Annotated in this window: 21 protein-coding genes; 9 read left to right on the forward strand and 12 right to left on the reverse strand. The window is 63.2% G+C overall.

Going from position 1 to position 22,018, the window contains the following annotated elements; translation table 11 throughout:
* A complete protein-coding gene (locus IPK65_02505) occupies positions 1–462 on the forward strand; it encodes a DoxX family membrane protein (GenBank protein ID MBK8162046.1) in 462 nt (153 codons plus the stop codon).
* A gap of 785 nt (positions 463–1,247) precedes the next feature.
* Positions 1,248–2,564: an amino-acid N-acetyltransferase gene (argA, locus tag IPK65_02510; protein MBK8162047.1), complete on the forward strand. Its 1,317-nt coding sequence runs from the start codon at positions 1,248–1,250 to the stop codon at positions 2,562–2,564.
* Positions 2,565–2,591: 27 nt separating this feature from the next.
* Here argA and accC read toward each other — a convergent pair whose 3' ends face one another.
* From accC to IPK65_02540, 6 genes are all read right to left on the reverse strand, one after another.
* The gene (accC, locus tag IPK65_02515; protein MBK8162048.1) at positions 2,592–3,950 is read right to left on the reverse strand and encodes an acetyl-CoA carboxylase biotin carboxylase subunit; all 1,359 of its coding nucleotides are present in this window, start codon (positions 3,948–3,950) and stop codon (positions 2,592–2,594) included.
* A 12-nt stretch (positions 3,951–3,962) separates the two neighbouring features.
* Positions 3,963–4,424 (reverse strand): acetyl-CoA carboxylase biotin carboxyl carrier protein, encoded by a 462-nt coding sequence (locus IPK65_02520; GenBank protein ID MBK8162049.1) that lies wholly within the window; start codon positions 4,422–4,424, stop codon positions 3,963–3,965.
* A gap of 8 nt (positions 4,425–4,432) precedes the next feature.
* Positions 4,433–4,885 carry a type II 3-dehydroquinate dehydratase gene (gene aroQ, locus IPK65_02525; GenBank protein ID MBK8162050.1) on the reverse strand — a complete coding sequence of 151 codons (453 nt, stop codon included), beginning with the start codon at positions 4,883–4,885 and terminating at the stop codon, positions 4,433–4,435.
* A gap of 203 nt (positions 4,886–5,088) precedes the next feature.
* Positions 5,089–5,664: a TlpA family protein disulfide reductase gene (locus tag IPK65_02530; protein ID MBK8162051.1), complete on the reverse strand. Its 576-nt coding sequence runs from the start codon at positions 5,662–5,664 to the stop codon at positions 5,089–5,091.
* Positions 5,665–5,680: 16 nt separating this feature from the next.
* Complete coding sequence (locus tag IPK65_02535; protein MBK8162052.1) at positions 5,681–7,540, reverse strand: protein-disulfide reductase DsbD; 1,860 nt, start codon at positions 7,538–7,540, stop codon at positions 5,681–5,683.
* Between the two features lie 261 nt (positions 7,541–7,801).
* Positions 7,802–8,128: a divalent-cation tolerance protein CutA gene (locus IPK65_02540; GenBank protein MBK8162053.1), complete on the reverse strand. Its 327-nt coding sequence runs from the start codon at positions 8,126–8,128 to the stop codon at positions 7,802–7,804.
* 55 nt (positions 8,129–8,183) lie between these two features.
* Between IPK65_02540 and IPK65_02545 the strand changes: the two genes are divergently transcribed.
* From IPK65_02545 to groL, 3 genes are all read left to right on the forward strand, one after another.
* A complete protein-coding gene (locus IPK65_02545) occupies positions 8,184–8,621 on the forward strand; it encodes an FxsA family protein (protein MBK8162054.1) in 438 nt (145 codons plus the stop codon).
* Between the two features lie 170 nt (positions 8,622–8,791).
* Positions 8,792–9,082 carry a co-chaperone GroES gene (locus IPK65_02550; protein ID MBK8162055.1) on the forward strand — a complete coding sequence of 97 codons (291 nt, stop codon included), beginning with the start codon at positions 8,792–8,794 and terminating at the stop codon, positions 9,080–9,082.
* 48 nt (positions 9,083–9,130) lie between these two features.
* The gene (gene groL, locus IPK65_02555; protein MBK8162056.1) at positions 9,131–10,762 is read left to right on the forward strand and encodes a chaperonin GroEL; all 1,632 of its coding nucleotides are present in this window, start codon (positions 9,131–9,133) and stop codon (positions 10,760–10,762) included.
* Between the two features lie 84 nt (positions 10,763–10,846).
* Here groL and IPK65_02560 read toward each other — a convergent pair whose 3' ends face one another.
* The gene (locus IPK65_02560) at positions 10,847–11,995 is read right to left on the reverse strand and encodes a PilT/PilU family type 4a pilus ATPase (protein ID MBK8162057.1); all 1,149 of its coding nucleotides are present in this window, start codon (positions 11,993–11,995) and stop codon (positions 10,847–10,849) included.
* Between the two features lie 157 nt (positions 11,996–12,152).
* Between IPK65_02560 and glnE the strand changes: the two genes are divergently transcribed.
* The 3 genes from glnE to IPK65_02575 all read left to right on the forward strand — a co-directional run bounded on the left by glnE (position 12,153) and on the right by IPK65_02575 (position 16,341).
* Positions 12,153–15,089: a bifunctional [glutamate--ammonia ligase]-adenylyl-L-tyrosine phosphorylase/[glutamate--ammonia-ligase] adenylyltransferase gene (gene glnE, locus IPK65_02565; GenBank protein ID MBK8162058.1), complete on the forward strand. Its 2,937-nt coding sequence runs from the start codon at positions 12,153–12,155 to the stop codon at positions 15,087–15,089.
* A 102-nt stretch (positions 15,090–15,191) separates the two neighbouring features.
* Positions 15,192–16,115, forward strand: coding sequence for a branched-chain amino acid transaminase (locus IPK65_02570; protein MBK8162059.1), 924 nt, complete (start codon positions 15,192–15,194; stop codon positions 16,113–16,115).
* Between the two features lie 10 nt (positions 16,116–16,125).
* Entirely contained in the window at positions 16,126–16,341 is a 216-nt protein-coding gene (locus IPK65_02575; GenBank protein ID MBK8162060.1) for a zinc-finger domain-containing protein, read from the forward strand.
* 5 nt (positions 16,342–16,346) lie between these two features.
* Here the strand turns inward: IPK65_02575 and IPK65_02580 are convergent, their stop codons facing one another.
* From IPK65_02580 to IPK65_02600, 5 genes are all read right to left on the reverse strand, one after another.
* The gene (locus IPK65_02580; GenBank protein ID MBK8162061.1) at positions 16,347–17,009 is read right to left on the reverse strand and encodes a sulfotransferase family 2 domain-containing protein; all 663 of its coding nucleotides are present in this window, start codon (positions 17,007–17,009) and stop codon (positions 16,347–16,349) included.
* A gap of 14 nt (positions 17,010–17,023) precedes the next feature.
* On the reverse strand, positions 17,024–18,151 hold the full coding sequence (locus tag IPK65_02585; GenBank protein ID MBK8162062.1) for a glycosyltransferase: 1,128 nt from the start codon (positions 18,149–18,151) through the stop codon (positions 17,024–17,026).
* A 17-nt stretch (positions 18,152–18,168) separates the two neighbouring features.
* A complete protein-coding gene (locus IPK65_02590; GenBank protein ID MBK8162063.1) occupies positions 18,169–18,888 on the reverse strand; it encodes a class I SAM-dependent methyltransferase in 720 nt (239 codons plus the stop codon).
* Complete coding sequence (locus IPK65_02595; protein ID MBK8162064.1) at positions 18,878–20,023, reverse strand: glycosyltransferase; 1,146 nt, start codon at positions 20,021–20,023, stop codon at positions 18,878–18,880. Before IPK65_02595 ends, IPK65_02590 begins: the two co-directional genes overlap by 11 nt.
* A gap of 196 nt (positions 20,024–20,219) precedes the next feature.
* Positions 20,220–20,441 carry a hypothetical protein gene (locus IPK65_02600; protein ID MBK8162065.1) on the reverse strand — a complete coding sequence of 74 codons (222 nt, stop codon included), beginning with the start codon at positions 20,439–20,441 and terminating at the stop codon, positions 20,220–20,222.
* A 251-nt stretch (positions 20,442–20,692) separates the two neighbouring features.
* Between IPK65_02600 and IPK65_02605 the strand changes: the two genes are divergently transcribed.
* Positions 20,693–22,018: an O-antigen ligase family protein gene (locus IPK65_02605; protein MBK8162066.1), complete on the forward strand. Its 1,326-nt coding sequence runs from the start codon at positions 20,693–20,695 to the stop codon at positions 22,016–22,018.

A 22,018-nucleotide genomic window follows, 5' to 3' on the forward strand; every position in this document is an offset into this window, starting at 1 on the left:
ATGCGCACCTTCGACCGCATCGCCCGCATCAGCTCACAGGCAATCGAACTGCTGGAGTACACCAGCCCTGCGATGGACCTCCTCGTCAGGCTGTGGCTGGCGAATGTCTTCTGGAAGGCCGGCCTGGTCAAGCTGAGCAGCTGGTCCACAACCGTCATGTTGTTCAGCTACGAATACCAGGTACCCCTGCTGCCTCCGGAAGTGGCGGCGGTGCTGGCGACCGCCGTCGAACTGGGCGGCGCGGCATTGCTCGCGCTCGGCCTGGGCGCCCGCGCAGGGGCCATCGCGTTATTTGTCCTGAACGCAACCGCTGTGATCTCGTATCCGGAACTATCCGAGGCGGGGTTGAGAGACCATTACTTCTGGGGAATCCTTCTGGCCCTGTACCTGGTGCGCGGTCCGGGCAAGCTGTCGTTCGATCATCTCATACGCACGCGTTACTTCAAGACGCGTGCGGGTTAAATGCACCCCCATGCAAACAGAAAGGCCGGCACAACCTGTGTACCGGCCTTTCTATCCCTGACGGTCTGTCCGCGGTATGCGCACAAACCCTTCCGGGAGATACCCGAAATCAGAGATGGACCACGAAGAGCGACACTGATACCGCGATCCCGAACACACCCAGCAAGACAGACATCTTCTGCTCGAACATTATCAGCTCCCCCTAGTTCAGACCTATGATTCTCGACAGCGTACGCATCGCCCACATGTACGGGGCAATGCGAGGTCTTACCTTATCAAATTACTAAGGATATAGGAATGGGGGCGCCCGGATCCGCGCCCTGGGAATCCCGCGCCATCCGGTTCATCACCGGATCCGCAGTAATCGAGCTGATGCCTTCCCTGGCATCAAGTGTTTATTTATTCCAAAGAATTATCTGCGCGCCGATGTCCGGTATCACGACAGGTGGCCGGCAAAAAGTACCAAAGCCATACCAAGCAACACCAGGCTCAGCAGAATCGAAGCTGTGTTTTCCATGAGGCACCTCCATCAACGTCCATTACGGTTCATGTGACAAAACCTTTGTCGCCCGATTTCACGATCAAAACGAATACGACGGGCATATTTTATTCCTAATTTTTATAATTGTATATTTTATAAGGATTTCTGAGTATTCCAGTCGGATTTGATCGCGTGTTTCGTTGCCCCTTATCTCTGCTCTACCTCGCCGTAAATCCGGAGGGAGATAACTGAACTGCTTATGCCTTAGAATGCTGATGATCCATTTCCGGGAGACCTCCACCTGATGTACGCCGACAACACACAGTTCGTCGACTGGTTCCGCAGCTCTTCACCCTATATCAACGCCTTCCGCGGCCGGACGTTCGTCATCGTCTTCGGGGGGGAAGTCATTTCCGAGCGGCGCTTCACCGGCCTGGCGCACGATGTCGCCCTGCTCAACAGCCTGGGTATCCGGCTGGTGCTGGTCCACGGCAGCCGTCCCCAGATCGAGCAGCGCCTGCGTGAACGGAAAGTGCGCATCCAGTACGTACTCGGCAGGCGTGTCACCGACAGAGATTCGCTCGAATGCGTCAAGGAGGCAGCCGGCTCAGTCTCGGTCGACATCGAAGCCATGCTGTCCATGGGCCTCTCCAACACGCCGATGGCGGGCGCACGCATCCGCGTTGCCTCGGGAAATTTCGTCACAGCCCGGCCCCTGGGCGTATTGGAGGGCATTGATCATCTGTACACCGGCAAGGTGCGACGCATCGATCATCAGGCGATCCAACAGCAACTCGACGGCGGCGCCATCGTCCTGCTCTCTCCGATCGGCTACTCACCGACCGGCGAGATTTTCAACCTGACGGCGCTTGAGGTTGCCTCGGCGACAGCGGTCGCGCTGAAGGCGGACAAGATCCTGTGCCTGGTCGAGGCGTACGGGCTGGAAAACTCCAGCGGGCAACTGCTGCGCGAGCTGACCCCCGCCGGGGCGGAACGCGAGCTTGCCGCCAAACCGGAACTCCCCCATACCATGATCGAGGTGCTTCGCCATGCGATCGAGTGCTGCCGCGCGGGGGTGCGGCGTGCGCACCTGATCGACCATCGCCGCGACGGCGCCCTGCTGCTCGAACTGTTCACCCGCGACGGCATCGGCACGATGATCACGACGGACATCTACGAAGGCACCCGCCAGGCGACCATCGAGGACGTAGGCGGCATCCTGAATCTGATCGCCCCGCTGGAACAGGAGGGGATACTGGTGCGGCGCTCGCGCGAGCATCTGGAGATCGGCATCGGACAGTTTACGGTGATCGAACGGGACGGGATGGTGATCGCCTGCGCGGCATTCCAGCCCTTCGCGGAGGAACGGGTGGGAGAGCTCGCCTGCCTCGCCGTACACCCGGACTACCGGCACAGCGGTCACGGCGAGGCCTTGCTGAGGCTGATGGAAAATGAGGCGAAAAAGCGGGGAATAGACCGGCTCTTTGTGCTCACCACGCACGCGTCACACTGGTTTCAGGAGCGCGGGTTTCAGGCGGCAGACATCGGCATACTGCCGGTTGCGCGCCAGGCGATGTACAACTACCAGCGCAATTCCCAGGTATTCATCAAAACGCTGTAGGCACCGCGGACACAGCCAACAGACGGGCTACTCCCGCGCCGCCGCGGCCGCGGCCAGCTTCTTCTCGAGATAGTGGATGTTGGTGCCGCCGGCCTGGAATGCGGCATCATTCATGAGATCGCGGTGCAGGGCGAGGTTGGTCCGGATTCCCTCGATGACGAATTCCGTGAGCGCCATGCGCATGCGCGCGATGGCGGTGTCCCGCCTGTCGCCGTGTGCGATGACCTTGCCGATCATGGAATCGTAAAAGGGCGGTACGGTGTAGCCGTTGTAGATATGCGAATCGATCCGGATCCCCGGCCCGCCCGGCGGATGATACTGCGTGATGGTGCCCGGCGACGGGGTGAAGTTGCGCGCGTCTTCGGCGTTGATGCGGCATTCGATCGCATGACCGTTCGGCTTGACGTCCGACTGCCTGATGGTGAGCGGATGACCCGCGGCGATGCGGATCTGCTCCTTCACGATATCGACGCCGTAAACCATCTCGGTCACGGGATGCTCCACCTGCAGACGGGTGTTCATCTCGATAAAATAGAAATGCCCCTTTTCATAGAGGAACTCGAAGGTGCCGGCGCCGCGGTACCCGGTATCGAGACAGGCCTTGACGCACTGGGCGCCGATCCGTTGCCGCTGTTCCTCGGTGATGCCTGGCGCGGGGGATTCCTCGATGACCTTCTGGTGGCGGCGCTGCATGGAACAGTCGCGCTCGCCGAGATGGATTGCATTGCCCTGTCCGTCGGCAAGCACCTGGATCTCGATGTGGCGCGGATTCTCGAGGTATTTCTCCATGTATACTGTGGCGTTCCCGAAGGCGGCCTCCGCCTCGGAGCGGGTCATATTGACGGCATTGGCGAGCGCAGCATCGCTGTGCACCACGCGCATGCCGCGTCCGCCGCCGCCGCCCGCCGCTTTGATGAGCACCGGGAATCCGATGCTGCGCGCGATTTCCAGGTTGCGCTCCGGATCCTCACTCAAGGGTCCGTCCGACCCGGGGATGCAGGGGATACCCGCCGCCTTCATCGCCCTGATCGCCTCGATCTTGTCTCCCATAAGCCGGATCGTCTCGGGCCGGGGACCGATGAAGACAAAACCGCTCTTCTCGACGCGGTCGGCGAAGTCGGCGTTCTCGGACAGAAACCCGTAGCCGGGGTGAATGGCCACCGCGTCGGTGACCTCGGCGGCGCTGATCAAGGCCGGGATATTCAGGTAGCTTTCCGCCGATGCCGGCGGGCCGATGCAGACGGACTCGTCCGCCAGGCGGACATGGATCAGATCGCGGTCGGCCGATGAATGCACTGCCACGGTCCGTATCCCGAGCTCGTTGCATGCACGCAGTATCCGCAGCCCGATCTCACCACGATTGGCGATGACGATTTTCTCAAACATGAAGCCCGGTGCCTATTCGATGATAAACAGCGGCTGGCCGTATTCGACCGGCTGGCCGTTCTCGACCAGGACGGCCGCCACCACGCCGGACTTGTCCGACTCGATCTGGTTGAGCATCTTCATCGCCTCGATGATGCACAGGGTGTCGCCGGAGTTGACCCGCTGGCCGACCTCGACGAAGGGCGGCGATCCGGGGGCCGGTGACCGGTAGAAGCTGCCGACGATGGGAGAAGTGACGGTGTGCCCCTTGGGCACCGGAGCCGCCGCGGGCTCGCTTCCGGCCGCAGCGACAGGAACCGGGGCGGCCTGGACGGCCATGGGAGCCGGGTACATCTGCGGCGCTCCCATAAAGGTCTGCATGGCCTTGCCGTGTCGACTGATACGCACCGACTCCTCGCCCTCCTGCACCTCGATTTCTGCGAGATCGGATTCCTCCAGAAGTTCGATCAACTTCTTTATTTTTCGTATGTCCATACGGGCAATTATGGGTCCTTGTGCTTGTCTAGATGCTGTACCGCCGCCCGCAGGGCGAGCTCATAGCCCGCGGCGCCGAGTCCGCTGATCACGCCGGCCGCGATATCGGAAAAATACGAGTTCCGGCGAAATGCCTCGCGCGCGTGGATATTGGAAAGGTGCACCTCGATGAACGGCACCGCGGCCGCGATCAGGGCATCCCGCAGGGCCACGCTGGTGTGGGTGAGGGCAGCGGGATTGATGATGATGAAACGCACCGGCTCCTCCATGGCCTTGTGCACCCTCTCGACCAGCTCGTGCTCCGCATTGCTCTGGAAACACAACACCTGGGTCCCCAGCTCCTTCGCCAGCGCGGTAAGCCGCTTGTTGATCGCCGCGAGCGACTGCGTACCGTAGTGGCCGGGTTCGCGTTGACCCAGGAGGTTCAGATTGGGGCCGTTGAGTACGAGGATCGTCGCCATTCGTTTTGTGCTATTTCCCGGCACGATATGAGCTGATAGAGGCCTGTTAGGGGAAAGTCACCCAGATCAGCCGAAGTCTATACCCGTAATGCCGGTTATTGTGCAACGTTGCTTTGGAAATGTCCATCTGACCCGGAATTATCATCCCGATCGACGAAGTTAGAACCCAATATGTGAAATGTGCGCGACCCGGAGCGTATCGCTTACAGCAGATTCAGGATCATCTGCTCAGCGCTGTCGCGGGTCAGCTCGCCGTACTGGGCGTACGCAATCTTGCCAGTCCGGTCAACCAGCACAGTGTAGGGGAGGATGCCGATGGAGTTCCCATATGCCTCCGCCACGGCGATCGCGTTCGTGCCACCGATCAGGCTCGGATAATTGAGCACGAACCCGAGCCTGTCGAAGAACGCCTCCACCTGCTGAGGGGTATCCAGGGCGATCCCGACGAACTGCACACCCTGTCCGGCATATTGTCCTTGCAATTCGACAAAGGCCGGCATCTCTCGCACGCAGGGTTTGCACCATGAAGCCCAGAAATTCACAATCAGCACCCGGCCGTCCCACTCGCCCACATCATGCGATAACCCAAGTGAGTCAGGCAGGGTGAAATCGGGCCTTATCTGACCGAGGACGGCGCTGGCGGAAGTACCGGCTTCCGCCTGTTCCAGCGGCTCGTGCTGCAACTGCTGCCTGTAGAAAAAGTTTACCGCCACTGCGACCGCGGCGAACACCGCGATAATCAGCAGGATGATATTGGGACGCTGCAACCAGCCCGCCATGGGGATAATCGGAGGATTACATCAATGCCTGTCGTATATGGCGCGTAAATGCCTCGGGACCGGTATTAGTGGAACCGATCACGCGGAATGATCGCAGCTCCTTGCCGTCCGCGCTGAAAAACAATATCGCAGGCGGCCCGAAAAGTCCAAGCTGCCTGAGCAGTTCCTGATCGACCTCATCATTGGCCGTCACATCCGCGCGCAGCAGCACAGTACCAGCCAGCGCGGCTTGCACACCGGGATCGATGAAGGTGCGGCGCTCCATAATCTTGCATTCAACACACCAGTCGGCGTAGAAATCCAGCATAACCGGCCGCCCCGCCGCGCGGGCCATGGCCTGATTCAGGCCCTCCACGCCTTTGACCGGAGCGAACTCCAGCGCTCCCTCCGCCGGTCCCTTCCCCCCGGTGATCGAGGTCCCCTGCAAGGGCCGCAGCGGATCATTGCCGCCACTGGCGGCGCCGATGATCAGCAGTACGCCATAGATGAACACGATCAGCCCCGCGCCCTTCCACAATCGCCTCCAGCCCGAGACCCCGGCTTCCATGCGGTCGAAGGCACCCAGATAGACGGCCGCGCCTACCAGCAGAACCGCCCATAGCATCATGCTGAGCTGGGGGGGAATGATCCGCTCGAGAAACCAGGCTGCGACCGCGAGCATGAGCACGCCGAACACTGACTTGACCGTCGTCATCCAGCCCCCCGCCTTCGGCAGGAGCTTGCCGGCGGACGTGCCGATCACCAGCAGCGGCAATCCCATCCCCAGGCTGAGCACAAAGAGCGATACGCCACCCAGCACGGCGTCCCCGCTCATCCCGATATATAAGAGTATTCCGGCCAGGGGAGCGGCCACGCAGGGCCCTACAACCAGCGCCGACAGGAACCCCATGACCGCGGCCCCGGCGTACGTCCCGGCGGACTGCCGGTTGCTCAGATCATTCAGGCGTGCCTGCCATGACGCCGGCAGCTGGAACTGGTAGACATCGAACATGGCCAGGGCGAGCAGAACAAAGACTACGCTGATGCTCCCCAGCACCCAGGGACTCTGGAACGCGGCCTGCAGGTTATTGCCAAACAGGCCCGCCGCGACCCCGGCCAGGGTATAGGTCAAAGCCATGGCGAGCACATAACTCAGGGACAGCAGAAAGGCGCGGCGCGTCGTCACCTGGGTGCGTTGCCCGATGATCAGGCTGGAGAGAATCGGGATCATCGGAAACACGCAGGGGGTAAATGCCAGCAGCAGTCCGAAACCGAAAAAACCGGCGAGATTCACCCACAGGTCGCCCTCTGCAAGGGATTGCGCAATCTGGTCCTGGAGCGGCGCAACCTCTGTTCCCCCGGCCACCGCCGGGTCCAGACCGACGGTACCGCTCGAAGGCGGCAGCTCAAGGCTGACAGTCTGCTTCATCGGCGGGTAGCAGAACCCCTGGTCCGCGCACCCCTGATAAGCCACCTCGAGCACCACCACGGCCGGCACAGCGCCCGGCTGGACCACCGGCACCGCCGCCTGAATCCGACCGTGATACACCTCCATGCGGCCGAAGAATTCATCTTCCTTGAACTCACCGCGCGGGTACTCCGCCGCCCCCAGTGTCACGCCAGCAGGGGACTCCACCAAGCGGAAGCTGAACTTGTCCCGATAGAGGTAATAACCGTCCGCGATCTCCCAGCGCGCGGTGATCGCGCCGGGACCGGGAGCTTCGGCGGAAAAGACGAATGCGCGCTCCGGTTCGAGAAAGACCGGCTCCGACTTTATCAGGCCGAGTCGCTCGCCGACGGATGCGATCGATGAGGACAAGCCGCCGCCGTCGGCGGCGAGGCCGGCGGAGCAGAACAGCAGCAGCAAGGCCAGGACGCTGGATCTGTGGTAATTCATCATCGTATGCATGAAATCCGGCCGTGATCAGAAGAATTCAATGTGAGGAGATCTGCAGCCGGGCTTCCCGCCGGCGTGGCGTCAGTAGCGCGGCCGCGCTGTCGGACAGCGTCGAACGAAGCGCCCATATACTAACATGCGCATCGAAACAGCCTCTATACGGCCAGAGTGACCACTGCGCCCCGGAATATGATGTCGGAGTCGTTCGTCAAAAACTTGATGTCACCGCACTCGATCTGCCAACCAGCGCACACCCGCCCTTCATTCGCTACGGCAGTTCTCCGTGATCCAGGCGAGGTAGGCCGCCGAGCCGGCGGTGACATCAAGGGCAATAACCTCGGGGAGCTCGTAAGGGTGGGACGCCCGGATCCGCTGTTCGAGCTGCGGAAAGCATGCCTTCGCCGTTTTGATCAAGAGCAATACTTCGCCACCCTCCTCGATCCTGCCTTTCCAGCGATAGATCGAGCGCAGACCGGGAACAATGTTGATACATGCCGCGAGCCGTTCGCCAAGCAGGGCCTCGGCGAGTTCGCGCGCCGCCGCCTCATTCGGACACGTGGTCAAAACCAGAGAGTGTTCCGCGAACATGCGCATCACCTTACACCATCGGTTGCGGCCGTCAAAGGTGCTATAGTGTCCGCAGATGCTTTATGTAATCCTGCCACTGATCATTGCACTTCCGCTGCTGGAGCTGTATCTCCTGATCAAGGCGGGTGGCCTGTTCGGCGCGATACCTACCATTGCCCTTGTGGTGTTCTCGGCCGTACTGGGAACCCTGGTACTGCGCTGGCAGGGATGGATCGTCCTGCAACGCTTCCGCGCCACCCTCGCCCGCGGCGCCATACCCGCACGGGAACTGCTTGAGGGGATGATCGTGCTGGCAAGCGGGGTGCTCCTGCTGATCCCCGGCTTCATTTCCGACCTCTGCGGGCTGTTCTGCCTGATTCCCGCGGTACGCCGGCTCATCATCCGGAGTATCGTAAATGACCGGCATACCGGCGGCGGTCCTGGCGCATCCCACCCCAGCCGTGGCCCCCACATAATCGAAGGGGAATTCTGGAAGGAACGGATCAAGGATTGATCCCCCGCGACACCCGCCATCCCCATTGACGACCAAGCGCCCCTTGACTCTGGCGTCAGCGACCCTATTATAACTGGCACTCACAGGGAATGAGTGCCAACTATCTCGCGAAAATCACCTCGCAACAATCATAACTAACTGTTTTAAATAAAATATGGAGGCAATCTCACATGAAAATCAAACCGCTACATGATCGCGCCGTGATTCGCCGGCTGGAAGAACAACGCACCAGCCCGGGTGGCATCGTCATCCCCGACTCCGCGGCGGAAAAGCCGATCCGGGGTGAAGTTATGGCAATCGGCAAGGGCAAGATCATGGAAAACGGCGACATCCGTCCCATGGACGTCAAAGTGGGCGACAAGGTCCTGTTCGGCAAGTACGCCGGCACGGAAATCAAGGTTGACGGCGAAGATCTGGTCGTGATGCGCGAAGACGACATCATGGCCATCATCGAAGGCTAACCGCCGCCCGGCGACCCAATCAGACAAGAATTCAAGAGGACACTCACCATGGCAGCAAAAGAAGTCAAATTCAGCACCGACGCCCATCACCGCATGCTGAAAGGTGTCAACATCCTGGCCGATGCGGTCAAGGTCACCTTGGGCCCCAAGGGCCGCAACGTCGTTCTGGAAAAGAGCTTCGGCGCCCCCACCATCACCAAGGACGGCGTCTCGGTCGCCAAGGAGATCGAGCTGAAGGACAAGTTCGAGAACATGGGCGCCCAGATGGTCAAGGAAGTCGCATCGCAGACCTCCGACATCGCCGGCGACGGCACCACCACCGCGACGGTGCTGGCCCAGGCCATGCTGCGCGAAGGCATGAAGGCCGTCACCTCGGGCATGAACCCGATGGATCTGAAGCGCGGCATCGACAAGGCCGTCATCGCGGCGGTCAAGGAGCTGCAGAAGATTTCCAAGCCCTGCACCGACAACAAGGCGATTGCCCAGGTTGGCTCCATCTCGGCCAACTCCGACGCGGACATCGGCGGCATCATCGCCGATGCGATGTCCAAGGTCGGCAAGGAAGGCGTGATCACGGTGGAAGAAGGCTCCGGGCTTGCCAATGAACTCGAGGTTGTCGAGGGCATGCAGTTCGACCGCGGCTATCTGTCGCCGTATTTCATCAACAACCAGCAGAACATGTCATGCGAGCTGGACAGCCCCTACATCCTGCTGCACGACAAGAAGATCTCCAACATCCGCGAGCTGATCCCGATCCTGGAAGGCGTGGCCAAATCCGGCAAGCCGCTGCTGATCGTCGCCGAGGACGTGGAAGGCGAGGCGCTGGCCACCTTGGTGGTCAACCACATCCGCGGCATCGTCAAGGTCGCAGCCGTCAAGGCGCCCGGCTTTGGTGACCGCCGCAAGGCCATGCTGGAGGACATCGCGATCCTGACCGGTGGCCAGGTCATTGCCGAAGAGGTCGGTCTGTCGCTGGAAAAGGCCACGGTTAGCAGCCTGGGCAGCGCGAAGAAGGTGCAGATCTCCAAGGACAACACCACCATCATCGACGGCGCCGGCAAGGCGGCCGACATCCAGGCGCGCGTGAAGCAGGTCCGCGCCCAGATCGAGGATACCAGCTCCGACTACGACAAGGAGAAGCTGCAGGAACGCGTGGCCAAGCTGGCCGGCGGTGTAGCCGTGATCAAGGTCGGTGCCGCCACTGAAATGGAGATGAAAGAGAAGAAGGCGCGCGTCGAGGATGCCCTGCATGCCACCCGTGCGGCGGTCGAGGAAGGCATCGTACCCGGCGGCGGCGTTGCGCTGCTGCGCGCGCTGCAGGCGATCAAGAACCTCAAGGGCGACAACCACGACCAGGACGTCGGCATCAACATCGCCCGCCGCGCCATGGAAGAGCCCCTGCGTCAGATCGTCGCCAATGCCGGCGACGAGCCGTCGGTGATCCTGAACAAGGTCGCCGAGGGCAAGGGCAGCTACGGTTACAACGCGGCGAACGGCGAGTTCGGCGACATGATCGAGTTCGGTATCCTGGACCCGACCAAGGTCTCGCGCACGGCGCTGCAGAACGCGGCCTCTGTCGCCGGTCTGATGATCACGACCGAGGCAATGATCGCGGAGCTTCCGCAAGACGACAAACCCGTCAACGCCCCGGACATGTCCGGCATGGGCGGCATGATGTAAACAGGCCGCGGCACAGCCTGCAGTGACGAAAAAGCCCCGCCGGATTGGTCCGGCGGGGCTTTTTTTATGCGTGGCGGGCTCGGATCAGGATAGCGAAATCGCCCGGTATCCCTTGTTGTCATCATCGTTATCCTCCAGGCGCAGTCCGTTGACCTCCGCGCTGTTCTCGACATCCTTTTCCTCCAGGTCGATGCGCAGACGGAGATTGTTCTGCGAATCGGCGTTGCGCAGTGCCTCCTCATAGGAGATGCGCCCGGCCTTGTACAGCTTGTACAGGGCGCCATCGAAAGTCTGCATGCCCAGGTTCTCCGACTTCTCCATGATCTCCTTGATCTTGTGGATCTCCCCCTTGAGGATCAGGTCGCTGATCAGCGGCGTGCCCAGCAGAATCTCGAAGGCTGCGGCGCGCTTGCCGTCCAGGGCCGGTATGAGGCGCTGCGATACGATGCCGCGCACGTTCAGCGACAGGTCCATCAGCAGCTGATTGCGGCGGTCTTCGGGAAAAAAGTTGATGATGCGGTCAAAGGCCTGGTTCGCATTGTTCGCATGCAGGGTGGAAATCGCGAGATGGCCGGTCTCGGCGAAGGAGATCGCGTACTCCATGGTATCGCGGTCGCGCACCTCGCCGATGAGGATGACATCAGGCGCCTGCCGCAAGGTGTTCTTCAGCGCCTCCTCATAGGTCAGGGTGTCGTCGCCCACCTCGCGCTGGGTGATGATGGAGCGCTTGTGGTTGTGGATGTATTCGATCGGATCTTCGATGGTGACGATGTGACCGGCGCTGGTGGTGTTACGGTAGTCGATCATGGCGGCCAGTGAGGTCGATTTACCCGAACCCGTGGCGCCGACGAACAATATCAGTCCCCTCTTCTGCATCACCAGCTTGCTCAGGATCGGGGGCAGACCCAGCTCTTCCATGGTGGGGATCTTGACCTTGATGTTGCGGATGACCATCCCGATGTGATTGCGCTGCTTGAAGATGTTGACGCGGAAGCGTCCGATGCTTGCATCGGCGATCGCGAGATTCATCTCCGGGCTCTTTTCGAAGGCGGCCTGCTGCTCGGCACTCATTAATTTATAAGCGATCAACTTGGTGCCGCCCGGCGGTATGGGCGATTTGTCAATCGGCTTGATCTGCCCGTGGATGCGCATCGAAGGTGGTGCGCCGACCGTGAGGAACAGATCGGAAGCCTCTTTCGCGACCATTAACTTCAGATAGTCGGTAAATTCCATGAATGCCTCTTGGCCAGTGCAAACAAAGCAAGAAAACTAGCTACCCCTCCGGTATTACTATCGACTGGATCATAAGCCGGCTTGAGTGATGCGATTCGCACTTCACCGCCTAGGAATCCCGGTTGCCGAGGTACGACCGGTCTTTTATGCTGTGCGCATGAAATCGTCCCACCCCGTAGCCTCGCCCGCACCCCTCGACATCAATACCCGGATTCTGCCTGCCGGGCTGGAACACCAGGTCGCGCTGTACTGGGAGCAGTATGCGGCCGCTGCACAGGAGAACGGCGTGCCCGTGCCGCGGCACCCGGAAACGCTGGGTGTGCTGCGCCGGGTATGGGCCTATAGCGGCTTCGTCGCCCACAACTCCATAGAACACCCGGCGCTGTTGCGCGGACTGCTGGAGAGCGGCGATCTGCTCCTGAGCTACACACCCGATCGCTATGGACACCAGACCGCGCGGGCACTGTCGAAGGTGCGCAACGAGGGTGACCTGGACCGCACGTTGCGGCACCTCCGGCGACGCGAAATGACGCGCATTGCCTGGCGCGATCTCGCGGGCTGGGCCGGCCTGGAGGAGACCCTGCGCGAACTGTCGTGGCTCGCGGAGGCGCTGATCGACGGCGCCCTCCACCATTTGTACGCGCGCCTGACGCAAACCCGGGGTACGCCACACGGGTCCAAAACCGGCGCCCCGCAGACCCTGGTTGTCCTCGGAATGGGCAAGCTCGGCGCCTATGAGCTCAATTTTTCCTCCGATATCGATCTCATCTTCGCCTATCCGGAGGAGGGGAACACCCGCGGCAGGCGGACCCACGCGGATAACGAGGAATTCTTCACCGAACTGGGAAAGAAACTGATCCAGTGCCTGAGCACCCCGACCGAGGACGGATTCGTATTCCGCACCGATATGCGCCTGCGCCCATTCGGGAACAGCGGCCCTCTGGTGATGAGCTTCGAACAGATGGAAGACTATTACCAGTCGCAGGGCCGGGAGTGGGAGCGTTACGCCATGATCAAGGCGCGCCCCGTCGCGGGGGACCGCGCGCAGGGACAGCTGCTGCTCAAGGCCCTGCGGCCGTTCATCTATCGCCGCTACCTCGATTTCAACGTTTTCGAATCCCTGCGCGAGATGAAGGCGCTGATCAACCAGGAAGTGGCCAAGCGGGACCTGGGGGACAATATCAAGCTCGGACCGGGCGGGATCCGCGAGATCGAATTCATCGGTCAGTCATTCCAGTTGATCCGCGGCGGACGCGAGCCCGCGCTGCAGGAGCAGCAGATCCTGCGCATCCTGCACCGGCTCGCCTCCGCCGGCCACCTGCCGGAAGAGGCGGTGGCCGAACTGGATCTCGCGTACCGCTTCCTCCGCCGGGCGGAAAACCGCCTGCAGATGGCCGCCGACCAGCAGACACACCGGCTGCCGGCCGACGAAACTGGACGCCTGTGCCTCGCCAGCTCGATGGGTTTCCCGCTCTGGGAGGATTTTTCCGCCGAACTCGATCGTCATCGCGCGCGCGTTCAGCGGCATTTCAACCAGGTCTTCAACGTCCCCGCGCGCGAGGCGCCGGCCACGCCACAGACCCGACAGGCCCTGGATTACACCGCCCTCTGGTCCGGCGCGCTGGACGACGCACAGGGCGCGACCCTGCTGACACGCGCCGGCTTCCGCGACGGCGGGGAAGTCCGTCGCCGACTCGGCCTGCTGCACGACGGCCACGTCTATCGCGCCCTGAGCGAGCGCGGGCGTGCGCGCATGGATCGCCTCATCCCGCTGCTGCTCGATGCGGCCGCCGCAACGCCGGAGCCCGACGTGACCCTGATCCGGCTGCTCGACCTGATCGAACAGATCGCGCGCCGCACCGCCTATCTCGCCCTGCTGGGGGAAAACCCGGTCGTACTGGCCCAGCTGGTCCGTCTGTGCGCCGCCAGCCCGTGGATCTCGGACATGCTGGCGCGGCAACCCATCCTGCTCGACGAGTTGATCGATCCACGCACCCTCTACGCCCCGCTCGACCGCGGCGCGCTCGAACGCGAATTACGGACCGCACTGGACGCGGTCGAGCCAGACGACGTGGAACAGCAGATGGAGACGCTGCGTCATTTCAAGCACTCCAACGTCCTGCGGGTCGCCGCCGCGGATGTCATGGAGGCGATTCCGCTGATGGTGGTCAGCGACCACCTGACGGAGATCGCCGAGGTCGTGCTCGCGGCAGTACTGAAACTGGGAGCGGAACACCTGATGCGGCGCGGCTCCGGTGGCGAGCGGCCGCGCGACCGCGGCTTCGCCATCATCGCCTACGGCAAGCTCGGCGGCATCGAGCTGGGATACGCCTCCGACCTGGATCTGGTGTTTCTGCACGCGGCGGACCAAGACCCCGCCATGGCGCAAGGCTACGCACGCCTCGCGCAGCGTATCATCCACCTGCTCAACACCCACACACCCTCCGGAATCCTCTACGAGGTCGATCTGCGCCTGCGCCCGAGCGGCAGCTCCGGGCTGCTGGTCAGTTCCCTGGCCGCCTTCGAAGACTACCAGCGGGAGACCGCCTGGACCTGGGAACATCAGGCCCTGGTGCGCGCCCGCGCGGTCGCCGGTGATCCCGTGGTGGCGGAGGAATTCGGGCGGATCCGCGCCGAGGCCCTGTCCCGCCGGCGCGCTGCCGGACAACTCGGCAGCGAGGTCCGCGACATGCGCGAACGCATGCGCCGCGAGCTTGCCCGCAGCGGGACCGGTCGCTTCGATCTCAAGCAGGACCTCGGCGGCATCGCCGACATCGAATTCATCGTTCAATATGCGGTTCTGCGCTGGGCGAGCAAACACCCCGATCTCCTGCGCTGGACCGACAACATCCGCCTGCTGGAAACCCTGGCGCGCCTCGGCCTGCTCCCCGCGGAGGACGCCAGCCTGCTGATCGATGCCTACCGCAACTACCGCGCCGTGGTGCACCGCCTGGCGCTGCAGGAGACCGAGGGCACCGTGGTGGATGCCGCGGAATTCGCCGCCCCCCGCGCGGACGTGGCGCGCATCTGGAACGATCTGCTGCCGGCCCAGGACACCCCCGCATGCCCCCCTGCGGCCGGCGACGGACAGTGAAAAACGGCGGGATATTCGTTACAATCGACCCTCCCCGCCCGACGCCGGGCGGGCATTTCCCCACGGATCCTTATCTATGAATGCAGGAGCTTTCGCATGAGCATGGCGACGATGGATGACCGCGACGGCGTCATCTGGCTGGACGGCAAACTGGTACCCTGGCGCGAGGCCAAGGTGCATGTCCTGACGCACACCCTGCACTACGGACTGGGCGTGTTCGAAGGCGTCCGCGCCTACAAGACTGCCCGGGGGACGGCCATCTTCCGCCTGCAGGCCCATACCGACCGCCTGTTCCGCTCGGCGCACATCCTCAACATGCCCATGCCCTACGACAAGGCCACGATCAACCAGGCCATCGTCTCCGCCGTGCGCGAGTGCAAGCTGGAATCCGGCTACATCCGCCCGATGTGCTTCTACGGCGCGGAAGGCATGGGCCTGCGCGCCGACAACCTCAAGACCCACGTCATGGTCGCCGCCTGGGCCTGGGGTTCGTACATGGGCGAGGAAAACATGCAGAAGGGCATCAAGGTGCGCACGTCTTCGTACACGCGCCACCATGTCAACATCACCATGTGCAAGGCCAAGGCGAACGCGAACTACCTCAACTCGATCCTCGCCCTGAACGAGGCGCTGGCCTGCGGCTGCCACGAGGCGCTGCTGCTCGACAACGAGGGCTATGTCACGGAAGGCAGCGGTGAGAACTTCTTCCTGGTGCGCGACGGCGTGCTCTATACCCCGGAGCTGACCTCGGCGCTGGACGGCATCACCCGCGCGACCGTGATCCAGCTGGCGCGGGACCTCGGCATCGAGGTGCGGGAGAAGCGCATCACGCGCGATGAGGTGTACATCGCCGACGAGGCCTTCTTCACCGGCACAGCCGCCGAGGTGACGCCAATCCGCGAACTCGACGGCCGCGCGATCGGCCACGGCATCCGCGGGCCGGTTACCGAGAAGCTGCAGAGCCTCTATTTTGATCAGGTGCATGGCCGTCGCGCCGAATACGGCGAATGGCTGACCTACATTTAAGGAGCCCCCCATGCCGACGCCCGGCCAGAGCGGTAAGAAAGACGACTCCCTGACCGATGCGCGCGGCTACTATCGCGTCAGCCGCGCCGACCTGCCGCTGCACTGCCCGATGCCGGGCACCAGCCTGTGGAATTCCCACCCGCGCGTGTTTCTCCCCATCGAGGAAGCGGGCGAAGCGGTGTGCCCCTACTGCGGCGCCCGCTACGTCCTGGTCGACGCCCGCTGAGGCGGCTACCTCCAGTCGTCGAAGCGGTAACCGAAGCGCTCGATATCGTCGCGATAGTGCGCGGCGACGCGCTGCGCGAGTTCGTCCGTGTAGTAATGCCGGTAGTCACGCCGGTCCGCCGCGGCGCGGCGCTGCGGCAGGGGCGCCGCCTTGAGGCCGATGCGCCGCAGGATATAGTCGTAGTCCTCCTCCAGACGCTCGAAACGCCCGATGTAGTCGACAATGGCATTGCCGTGCTGGTCGGTCACGTAGTCGCTCTGGCGCTCTGCGGAGATGTCCATGTGGTACTGGTACGGCCGCTCGGGATCGAACTTGTAGCGGATGAAGCTCGCGAAATCGTCGAGGCCTTCCATCAGATGCGGTCGCTCGCGGCGGATGTGGTGGAACGAGCTCACCTGCAGATCCCAGGGATTGCGCACAAAGCAGAACTTGAACAGGGACTGATAGAATTCGTGCGGCAGCATCTCGCGTGCCGCGATGGCCTTGGCGTGGCGCGGCAGCTTGCACGCCAGCCGGTGACTGCTCAGGTGGCTCATGCGGCTGCAGATGAACATCGGGATGCGCCAGGGATCGGCCCACATGCGGCGCTGCAGCGCCGCGCGCACACTCGTCCCCCCGGTCTTGGCGATGTGGACGAACAGGAAGCGGTAGCGGTGCGACAACAGCATGTCCAGCAAACTCCTCAGTCAGTAAGACCCAGCGCCGTGAGATAGGCCCGCGCGCTGGCCTCCACGGTATAGTCCGCCGCAGCCAGGCGCAATACTGTGGAGGACAGCGGGCCGTCAAGCGTCGCTGCCATCGCCCGGGCGAGCGCCGCATCGTCGCCGACCTTGACCAGTGGACCGTAACGCCCGCCCGCCAGCAGCTCGCGCGGGCCGCTCGGACAGTCGGTGGAGGCCACCGGCACTCCCAGCGCGAGCGCCTCGGTCAAGGCGTTGGGCGAACCCTCCCAGGCGGAGGACAGCACGAACAGGCGCGCGCGCGCCAGATAGCTGTAGGGATTCTCGGCGAAACCGGGAAAGGCGATGTCCGCTGCGACCCCGAGCCGGGCGGCCAGGGCCACGTAGTCTGCCTGCAGCCGTCCGCGTCCCAGCAGCATCAACCGGCAGTCGCGTCCGGCGCGCAGGCGGGCGAAGGCGCGGATCAGCGTGGCGAAATCCTTCTGCTCGGTGAAGCGCCCCATGCCGAGGATCACCGGCGGACCGGCGGGTTCTACCAGCCACGGGTGCGGCGGCGCTTCCCGCGCCAGCGCCTCGAGCCCGGGCGTCACCACCGGATTGCGGATCACCTGGAGACGCGCCGCAGACGCGCCCATCGCGCGGATGTCATCCGCCACGCCCTGCGACACCGCCACGACGGCATCGGCCCGGGGATAGAATCGGCGCACCGACCAGGCCCAGAAGGCGTAACGCAGGCGGCCCTTGCGTTCGAGCGCAGCAGAAACCGTGGTGCCGATCCGTCCGACGATGCGGACGGGAACGCCGCTCAGACGCCGCGCCCACAGCGCAAGCAGCAGTGCGCGGTGCTTGGCGGCAAGCAGCGCCAGCGGACGGGACTCGCGCAGATAGCGTATCAGCGCGGGCAGATTCACAAAGGTGTGCGCGCTGCCGAGCTTCAGGACGCGTATGCCCGGAGGAAGCTCCGCCAGCCGCGGGCCGCGCGCCTTGATCAGCAGCAGATCGATCTCGACGCCGCGTGCAACCATGCCGTGGAGCAGGTTGATCATCATGCGCTCCACGCCGCCGTCGCCGGAAAATGACACCAGCACGGCAAGCCTGGGCGCACGATGCGATGCGGCGGACTCGGGCATGGGGCCGGTGGCGGTGCTCAGTAGTATGCCGCTTCGCGGAAGGCACCGCCGGCGATCAGGAACTGGGACTTGCGCGCACGCGTCACTGCGCAGGCGATCTCCGCTCCGCGCGCGTTGAGGTGCTTCAGGGTCGCCTCGATCGTATCCTGATCCCCGCGGCGCTCCGCGTCGTCGAACAGCAGGATGAAATCCCTTCCCAGCAGGGGATCCAGGTACTCGAGAGTCCCCCAGCGCGAGCGGCGACGCTGTGACACCGGTCCGTCCACGACGATGAGATCCATGGGTCCGCCCAGCGCGGCGGGCGCCAGATCATAGGTCTGACAGGGAGTGTCGTGGACATCGCGCAGCGTCAGCGGCGCCTGGATGATGGAGTGGCGCACCTGTTTCTGCATACGCGCGGCCCAGGCGGCGTCGTGCTCGACGGTGGTGATCTCCAGGTCCCGCACGCGCGCCAGGTCGTCGAGCAGCAGCGTGGTTTGCCCGCAACCGAGTTCGAGCACCCGGCGTACCGGCAGTTCAGTAATGACGCGCAGGATCAGGTAGAGCAGGCTGTAATTGGCCGCGTTGCGATGTGGAAAATAGCGGTGCTCGATCTTCAGCCGGGGCAGGGCATTGGAGAACAGCCGTTCGAACAACAGTTCGCGTGACTGCAGCAGGATGCGCCGCGTACGGTCGTTCCCGTGGAACAGCCAGCGCGGCCGGCGCACCCGCAGGCTCTTCAGGAGATCATGCGTCATGTTTCATGCCTGTGGACAAGGTGGCAACACCGGAGCAGTCCGGTTCCAGATCCATGGCCCTGAGATAGGCGCGGGTCGCCTGGGCGACCCCGTAAGGACGTGCCGCCTCATGCAAGATCTCGCGGGCGGGCGGATTGCGCAGCAGCGCCGCCAGGGCGTGCGCCAGTCGCGCGTCGTCTCCGACCGGCACGAGCATGCCGTTACGACCTTCCTGCAGGATCTCGCGCGGACCGCTTGGACAATCCGTGGAAACCACGGGCGTTCCCACCGCCAGTGCCTCGATCAACACAACCGGCATTCCCTCCCAGCGCGAGCTGAGTGCGAATACGTCCGCGCGTGCCATGAAAGCATAGGGGTTGCGCGTAAAACCCGGCAGGCTGACATCGTCAGCCACGCCCAGTTCGCGTGCGAGCGCAAGCAGATTCCCGCGTTGGCCGCCATCACCCAGAATAATGAGCCGCGCCGCCAAACCGGCGCGCACACGGGCAAATGCGCGAATGAGTGTAGCAAAATCCTTGCGCGGAGATAGCTCGCCGACGCCAAGGAAGACCGGCCTGTCCTTGTCCACCAGCCAGGGGTGGTCCGCCGGCTGTGCCGCCTTCTCCGCAAGATCACGCGTGATCAACGGGCTTTCAACGGTGCAGACGCGTACTTCGGGCAGGCCGGCCACCCTGGCCAGGTCCAGCGACGCCCCGCGCGAGGGCGTGATCACGGCATCCGCATGCGGGTAGAGCAGGCGCATCCACAGCATTTCCACCCAGCGCTGCACCCGGGGACGCGATGCCAGGTCGACCGACACCGTGGTTCCCACGCGCACGACGATCCGGGTATGCGCCCGTGCCAGCCAGCGCGCCAGCAGGACCATGCGATTGACGCGATACTTGTCGCACAGCAGCACCGCGGGGCGGGCGCGTCTCAGGTAGCTCACCAGCGGCAACAATGCCGTTCCGACGTGAGAACTTCCGAGATCGATACGATCGACCCCCTCGGGCAGGTCTTGCAGATACGGCCCGTGATTGCGTATCTGCAACAGATCGACCTTATGGCCGGCCGCGACGAATCCGGGGACCAGATGTCCGACCAGCCGATCGACGCCACTGTGGCCGGAAGTAGCGAAAAAGCACGCGATCTTCATCGTGGCTGCATTGTAACTCAAAGCCTCCACCGGGATTTCGGAATTTGCCCGTGAACCGCCCGCACACCCGCAGCCGCATCAACACCGCGATAGCGGCGAAGCGTGGATTGCCGCGCTGAACTTCGTTTCCAGAGTATGTGAATCGTCCGATCACCGCAGACAGCGGTTCACCCTGCGCCTGTCACGGCGTCGTTGCTCACCTGTAGCCTGCGTGCATCCCAAAAGGTTCGCGCTGGTCCCGGGCATGCGCCGGACCGCGCGTGTTGTCGATCAAATCAACATCGACGAACAATACCCCAACTTCGGGCAGGGTCTGCTGCCCGACGCCGGCCGGCGCGACCGGCAGGATCCGGGCGCGGCCGAAGTTCCGGATGGAGATAGTGTAAAGGTAACCGGATCGGACGCTGCCGATGGACAAGGACGGCGATCGGCGGATCTGCCGTGAGGTGTCTCAAAGCGGTTTATTATTAAGCTCCGCCGTATCTCCGGACAGTCCCGCCACCGGCCGCCACCCGGCAGGCGCGTCGCATGGCGCGGTTATGCTATCATCGCCGCACCGGAATGAATCTTCCAGCGAGAGGACGGATCTCCATCAAGCACGGACACCCTTGTAACGATGGAGTATTCCACCTCACACCCCGCGCCGACACCGCTCGCCGTGCAGCAGACATGATATCGACCCGAGCCAACGGTCACTCTTCCCGCGTCGGCCGGGGTGGACTCTACCTGTTCGCCTTGTCCATATGGCTGAGCCCCGCCAGCGCCTATGCCGGACTGGCCCTGATGATCTCGGCCGCGTTCGCCGACCCCGCCGCAAGAAGCTCCCTGCGGCGCGATCCCATGGTGCGGCTCGCCCTCCTGTTCGCGGTCGTTCTCCTTATTTATGTGCTCTGGACGGCCAGGGGCACCTCGGACAGCCTTGCCGTGCTGTGGGAAGATACCTGGGAATGGCTGCGCCTGTTCCTGTTCTTTCCCTTCGTCGCCTGGTGGCTCGGCGGCGACGAGCGCCGCCTCGGGATCGCCCTGCTGCTCGCGCTGGGCGGCCTGCTGCTGAAGATATCGCTCGGCATCCATGCCCATGGACTGGCCGTCCTGTGGTCCGATCGACGCATCGGCTTCGGTCTGCCCGTGATATCTTTCGGTCTGTTCTGCGCCACGACCCTGCTCGGTCTCCTCGTACTGGCTCCACGCTGGTGGTCGGCGGGGCGGCCGTGGCCCGCCGCAACCGCCCGTTTCATCGCATGGTGCGCCGCCCTGACCATCGTGCTGCAGGGACTCATTACCTCGCAGTCGCGCGACGCCTGGATTGCCGCGCTGATCGTATTCCCGCCGGTCCTGCTCCTTCAGCTGTCTTACTCCCTGCGCCGGGTGGCCGGTGTATCCTGGCCGCGCCTCGGCCTGGCCCTCGTCCTGGTCGCAGGGCTGACAGGTTCCATCACGGCGCGAAACTTCGACACCATCGCGGCCCGGCTGAACGATGAACGCGCCTCCTGGCAGGCCCTGCTGGCCGGGGAACTGGACAAGATTCCCGACGGCTCGATCGGCTATCGCGTGCAGATGATCGAGTTCGGCCTGCACAAATGGCTGGAGCAGCCTCTGATCGGCTGGGGTCCGCACAGCTATCGGGTGCTGATAGAGCAGATCGACAATACAAGATTGCGTGTCATGCCGCATCTCCATAACGCCTACATTGAGACCCTGCTGACATTCGGAATTCTCGGCGCGCTGTTCTTTCTCTACCTCATGGGCCGGCTGTGCACGGTGATGTGGCAGTCATGGCGCGCGGGACGACTGTCGGCGGATTACGCGCTGTTCCTGTCCGGCGCGCTCGGATTGCAGTTCCTCTGGTGCCTCGCCAGCTTCGGTCTCAATCAGGTCGCGTGGAACTTCTACTTCGCCATGCTTGCCGGCGCAATCTACGGCTACCACATGCAGGCGCGCGAAGGAAAGAGCCCGGTCCGGGGCGCCGTGAGCGACGAACGTCCGGGATCGTAG

It is taken from the genome of Gammaproteobacteria bacterium (genome assembly GCA_016712635.1).
Taxonomy (GTDB): Bacteria; Pseudomonadota; Gammaproteobacteria; order SZUA-140; family SZUA-140; genus JADJWH01.

Bases quoted from the DNA above. Each gene is read 5' to 3' on its own strand.
- IPK65_02505 (MBK8162046.1), top strand. From the start codon at position 1: ATGCGCACCTTCGACCGCATCGCCCGCATCAGCTCACAGGCAATCGAA.
- argA (MBK8162047.1), top strand. From the start codon at position 1,248: ATGTACGCCGACAACACACAGTTCGTCGACTGGTTCCGCAGCTCTTCA.
- IPK65_02520 (MBK8162049.1), bottom strand. From the start codon at position 4,424: ATGGACATACGAAAAATAAAGAAGTTGATCGAACTTCTGGAGGAATCC.
- IPK65_02540 (MBK8162053.1), bottom strand. From the start codon at position 8,128: ATGTTCGCGGAACACTCTCTGGTTTTGACCACGTGTCCGAATGAGGCG.
- groL (MBK8162056.1), top strand. From the start codon at position 9,131: ATGGCAGCAAAAGAAGTCAAATTCAGCACCGACGCCCATCACCGCATG.
- glnE (MBK8162058.1), top strand. From the start codon at position 12,153: ATGAAATCGTCCCACCCCGTAGCCTCGCCCGCACCCCTCGACATCAAT.
- aroQ (MBK8162050.1), bottom strand. From the start codon at position 4,885: ATGGCGACGATCCTCGTACTCAACGGCCCCAATCTGAACCTCCTGGGT.
- IPK65_02535 (MBK8162052.1), bottom strand. From the start codon at position 7,540: ATGAATTACCACAGATCCAGCGTCCTGGCCTTGCTGCTGCTGTTCTGC.
- IPK65_02530 (MBK8162051.1), bottom strand. From the start codon at position 5,664: ATGGCGGGCTGGTTGCAGCGTCCCAATATCATCCTGCTGATTATCGCG.
- IPK65_02605 (MBK8162066.1), top strand. From the start codon at position 20,693: ATGATATCGACCCGAGCCAACGGTCACTCTTCCCGCGTCGGCCGGGGT.
- IPK65_02595 (MBK8162064.1), bottom strand. From the start codon at position 20,023: ATGAAGATCGCGTGCTTTTTCGCTACTTCCGGCCACAGTGGCGTCGAT.
- IPK65_02575 (MBK8162060.1), top strand. From the start codon at position 16,126: ATGCCGACGCCCGGCCAGAGCGGTAAGAAAGACGACTCCCTGACCGAT.
- accC (MBK8162048.1), bottom strand. From the start codon at position 3,950: ATGTTTGAGAAAATCGTCATCGCCAATCGTGGTGAGATCGGGCTGCGG.
- IPK65_02590 (MBK8162063.1), bottom strand. From the start codon at position 18,888: ATGACGCATGATCTCCTGAAGAGCCTGCGGGTGCGCCGGCCGCGCTGG.
- IPK65_02545 (MBK8162054.1), top strand. From the start codon at position 8,184: ATGCTTTATGTAATCCTGCCACTGATCATTGCACTTCCGCTGCTGGAG.
- IPK65_02570 (MBK8162059.1), top strand. From the start codon at position 15,192: ATGGCGACGATGGATGACCGCGACGGCGTCATCTGGCTGGACGGCAAA.
- IPK65_02580 (MBK8162061.1), bottom strand. From the start codon at position 17,009: ATGCTGTTGTCGCACCGCTACCGCTTCCTGTTCGTCCACATCGCCAAG.
- IPK65_02560 (MBK8162057.1), bottom strand. From the start codon at position 11,995: ATGGAATTTACCGACTATCTGAAGTTAATGGTCGCGAAAGAGGCTTCC.
- IPK65_02550 (MBK8162055.1), top strand. From the start codon at position 8,792: ATGAAAATCAAACCGCTACATGATCGCGCCGTGATTCGCCGGCTGGAA.
- IPK65_02585 (MBK8162062.1), bottom strand. From the start codon at position 18,151: ATGCCCGAGTCCGCCGCATCGCATCGTGCGCCCAGGCTTGCCGTGCTG.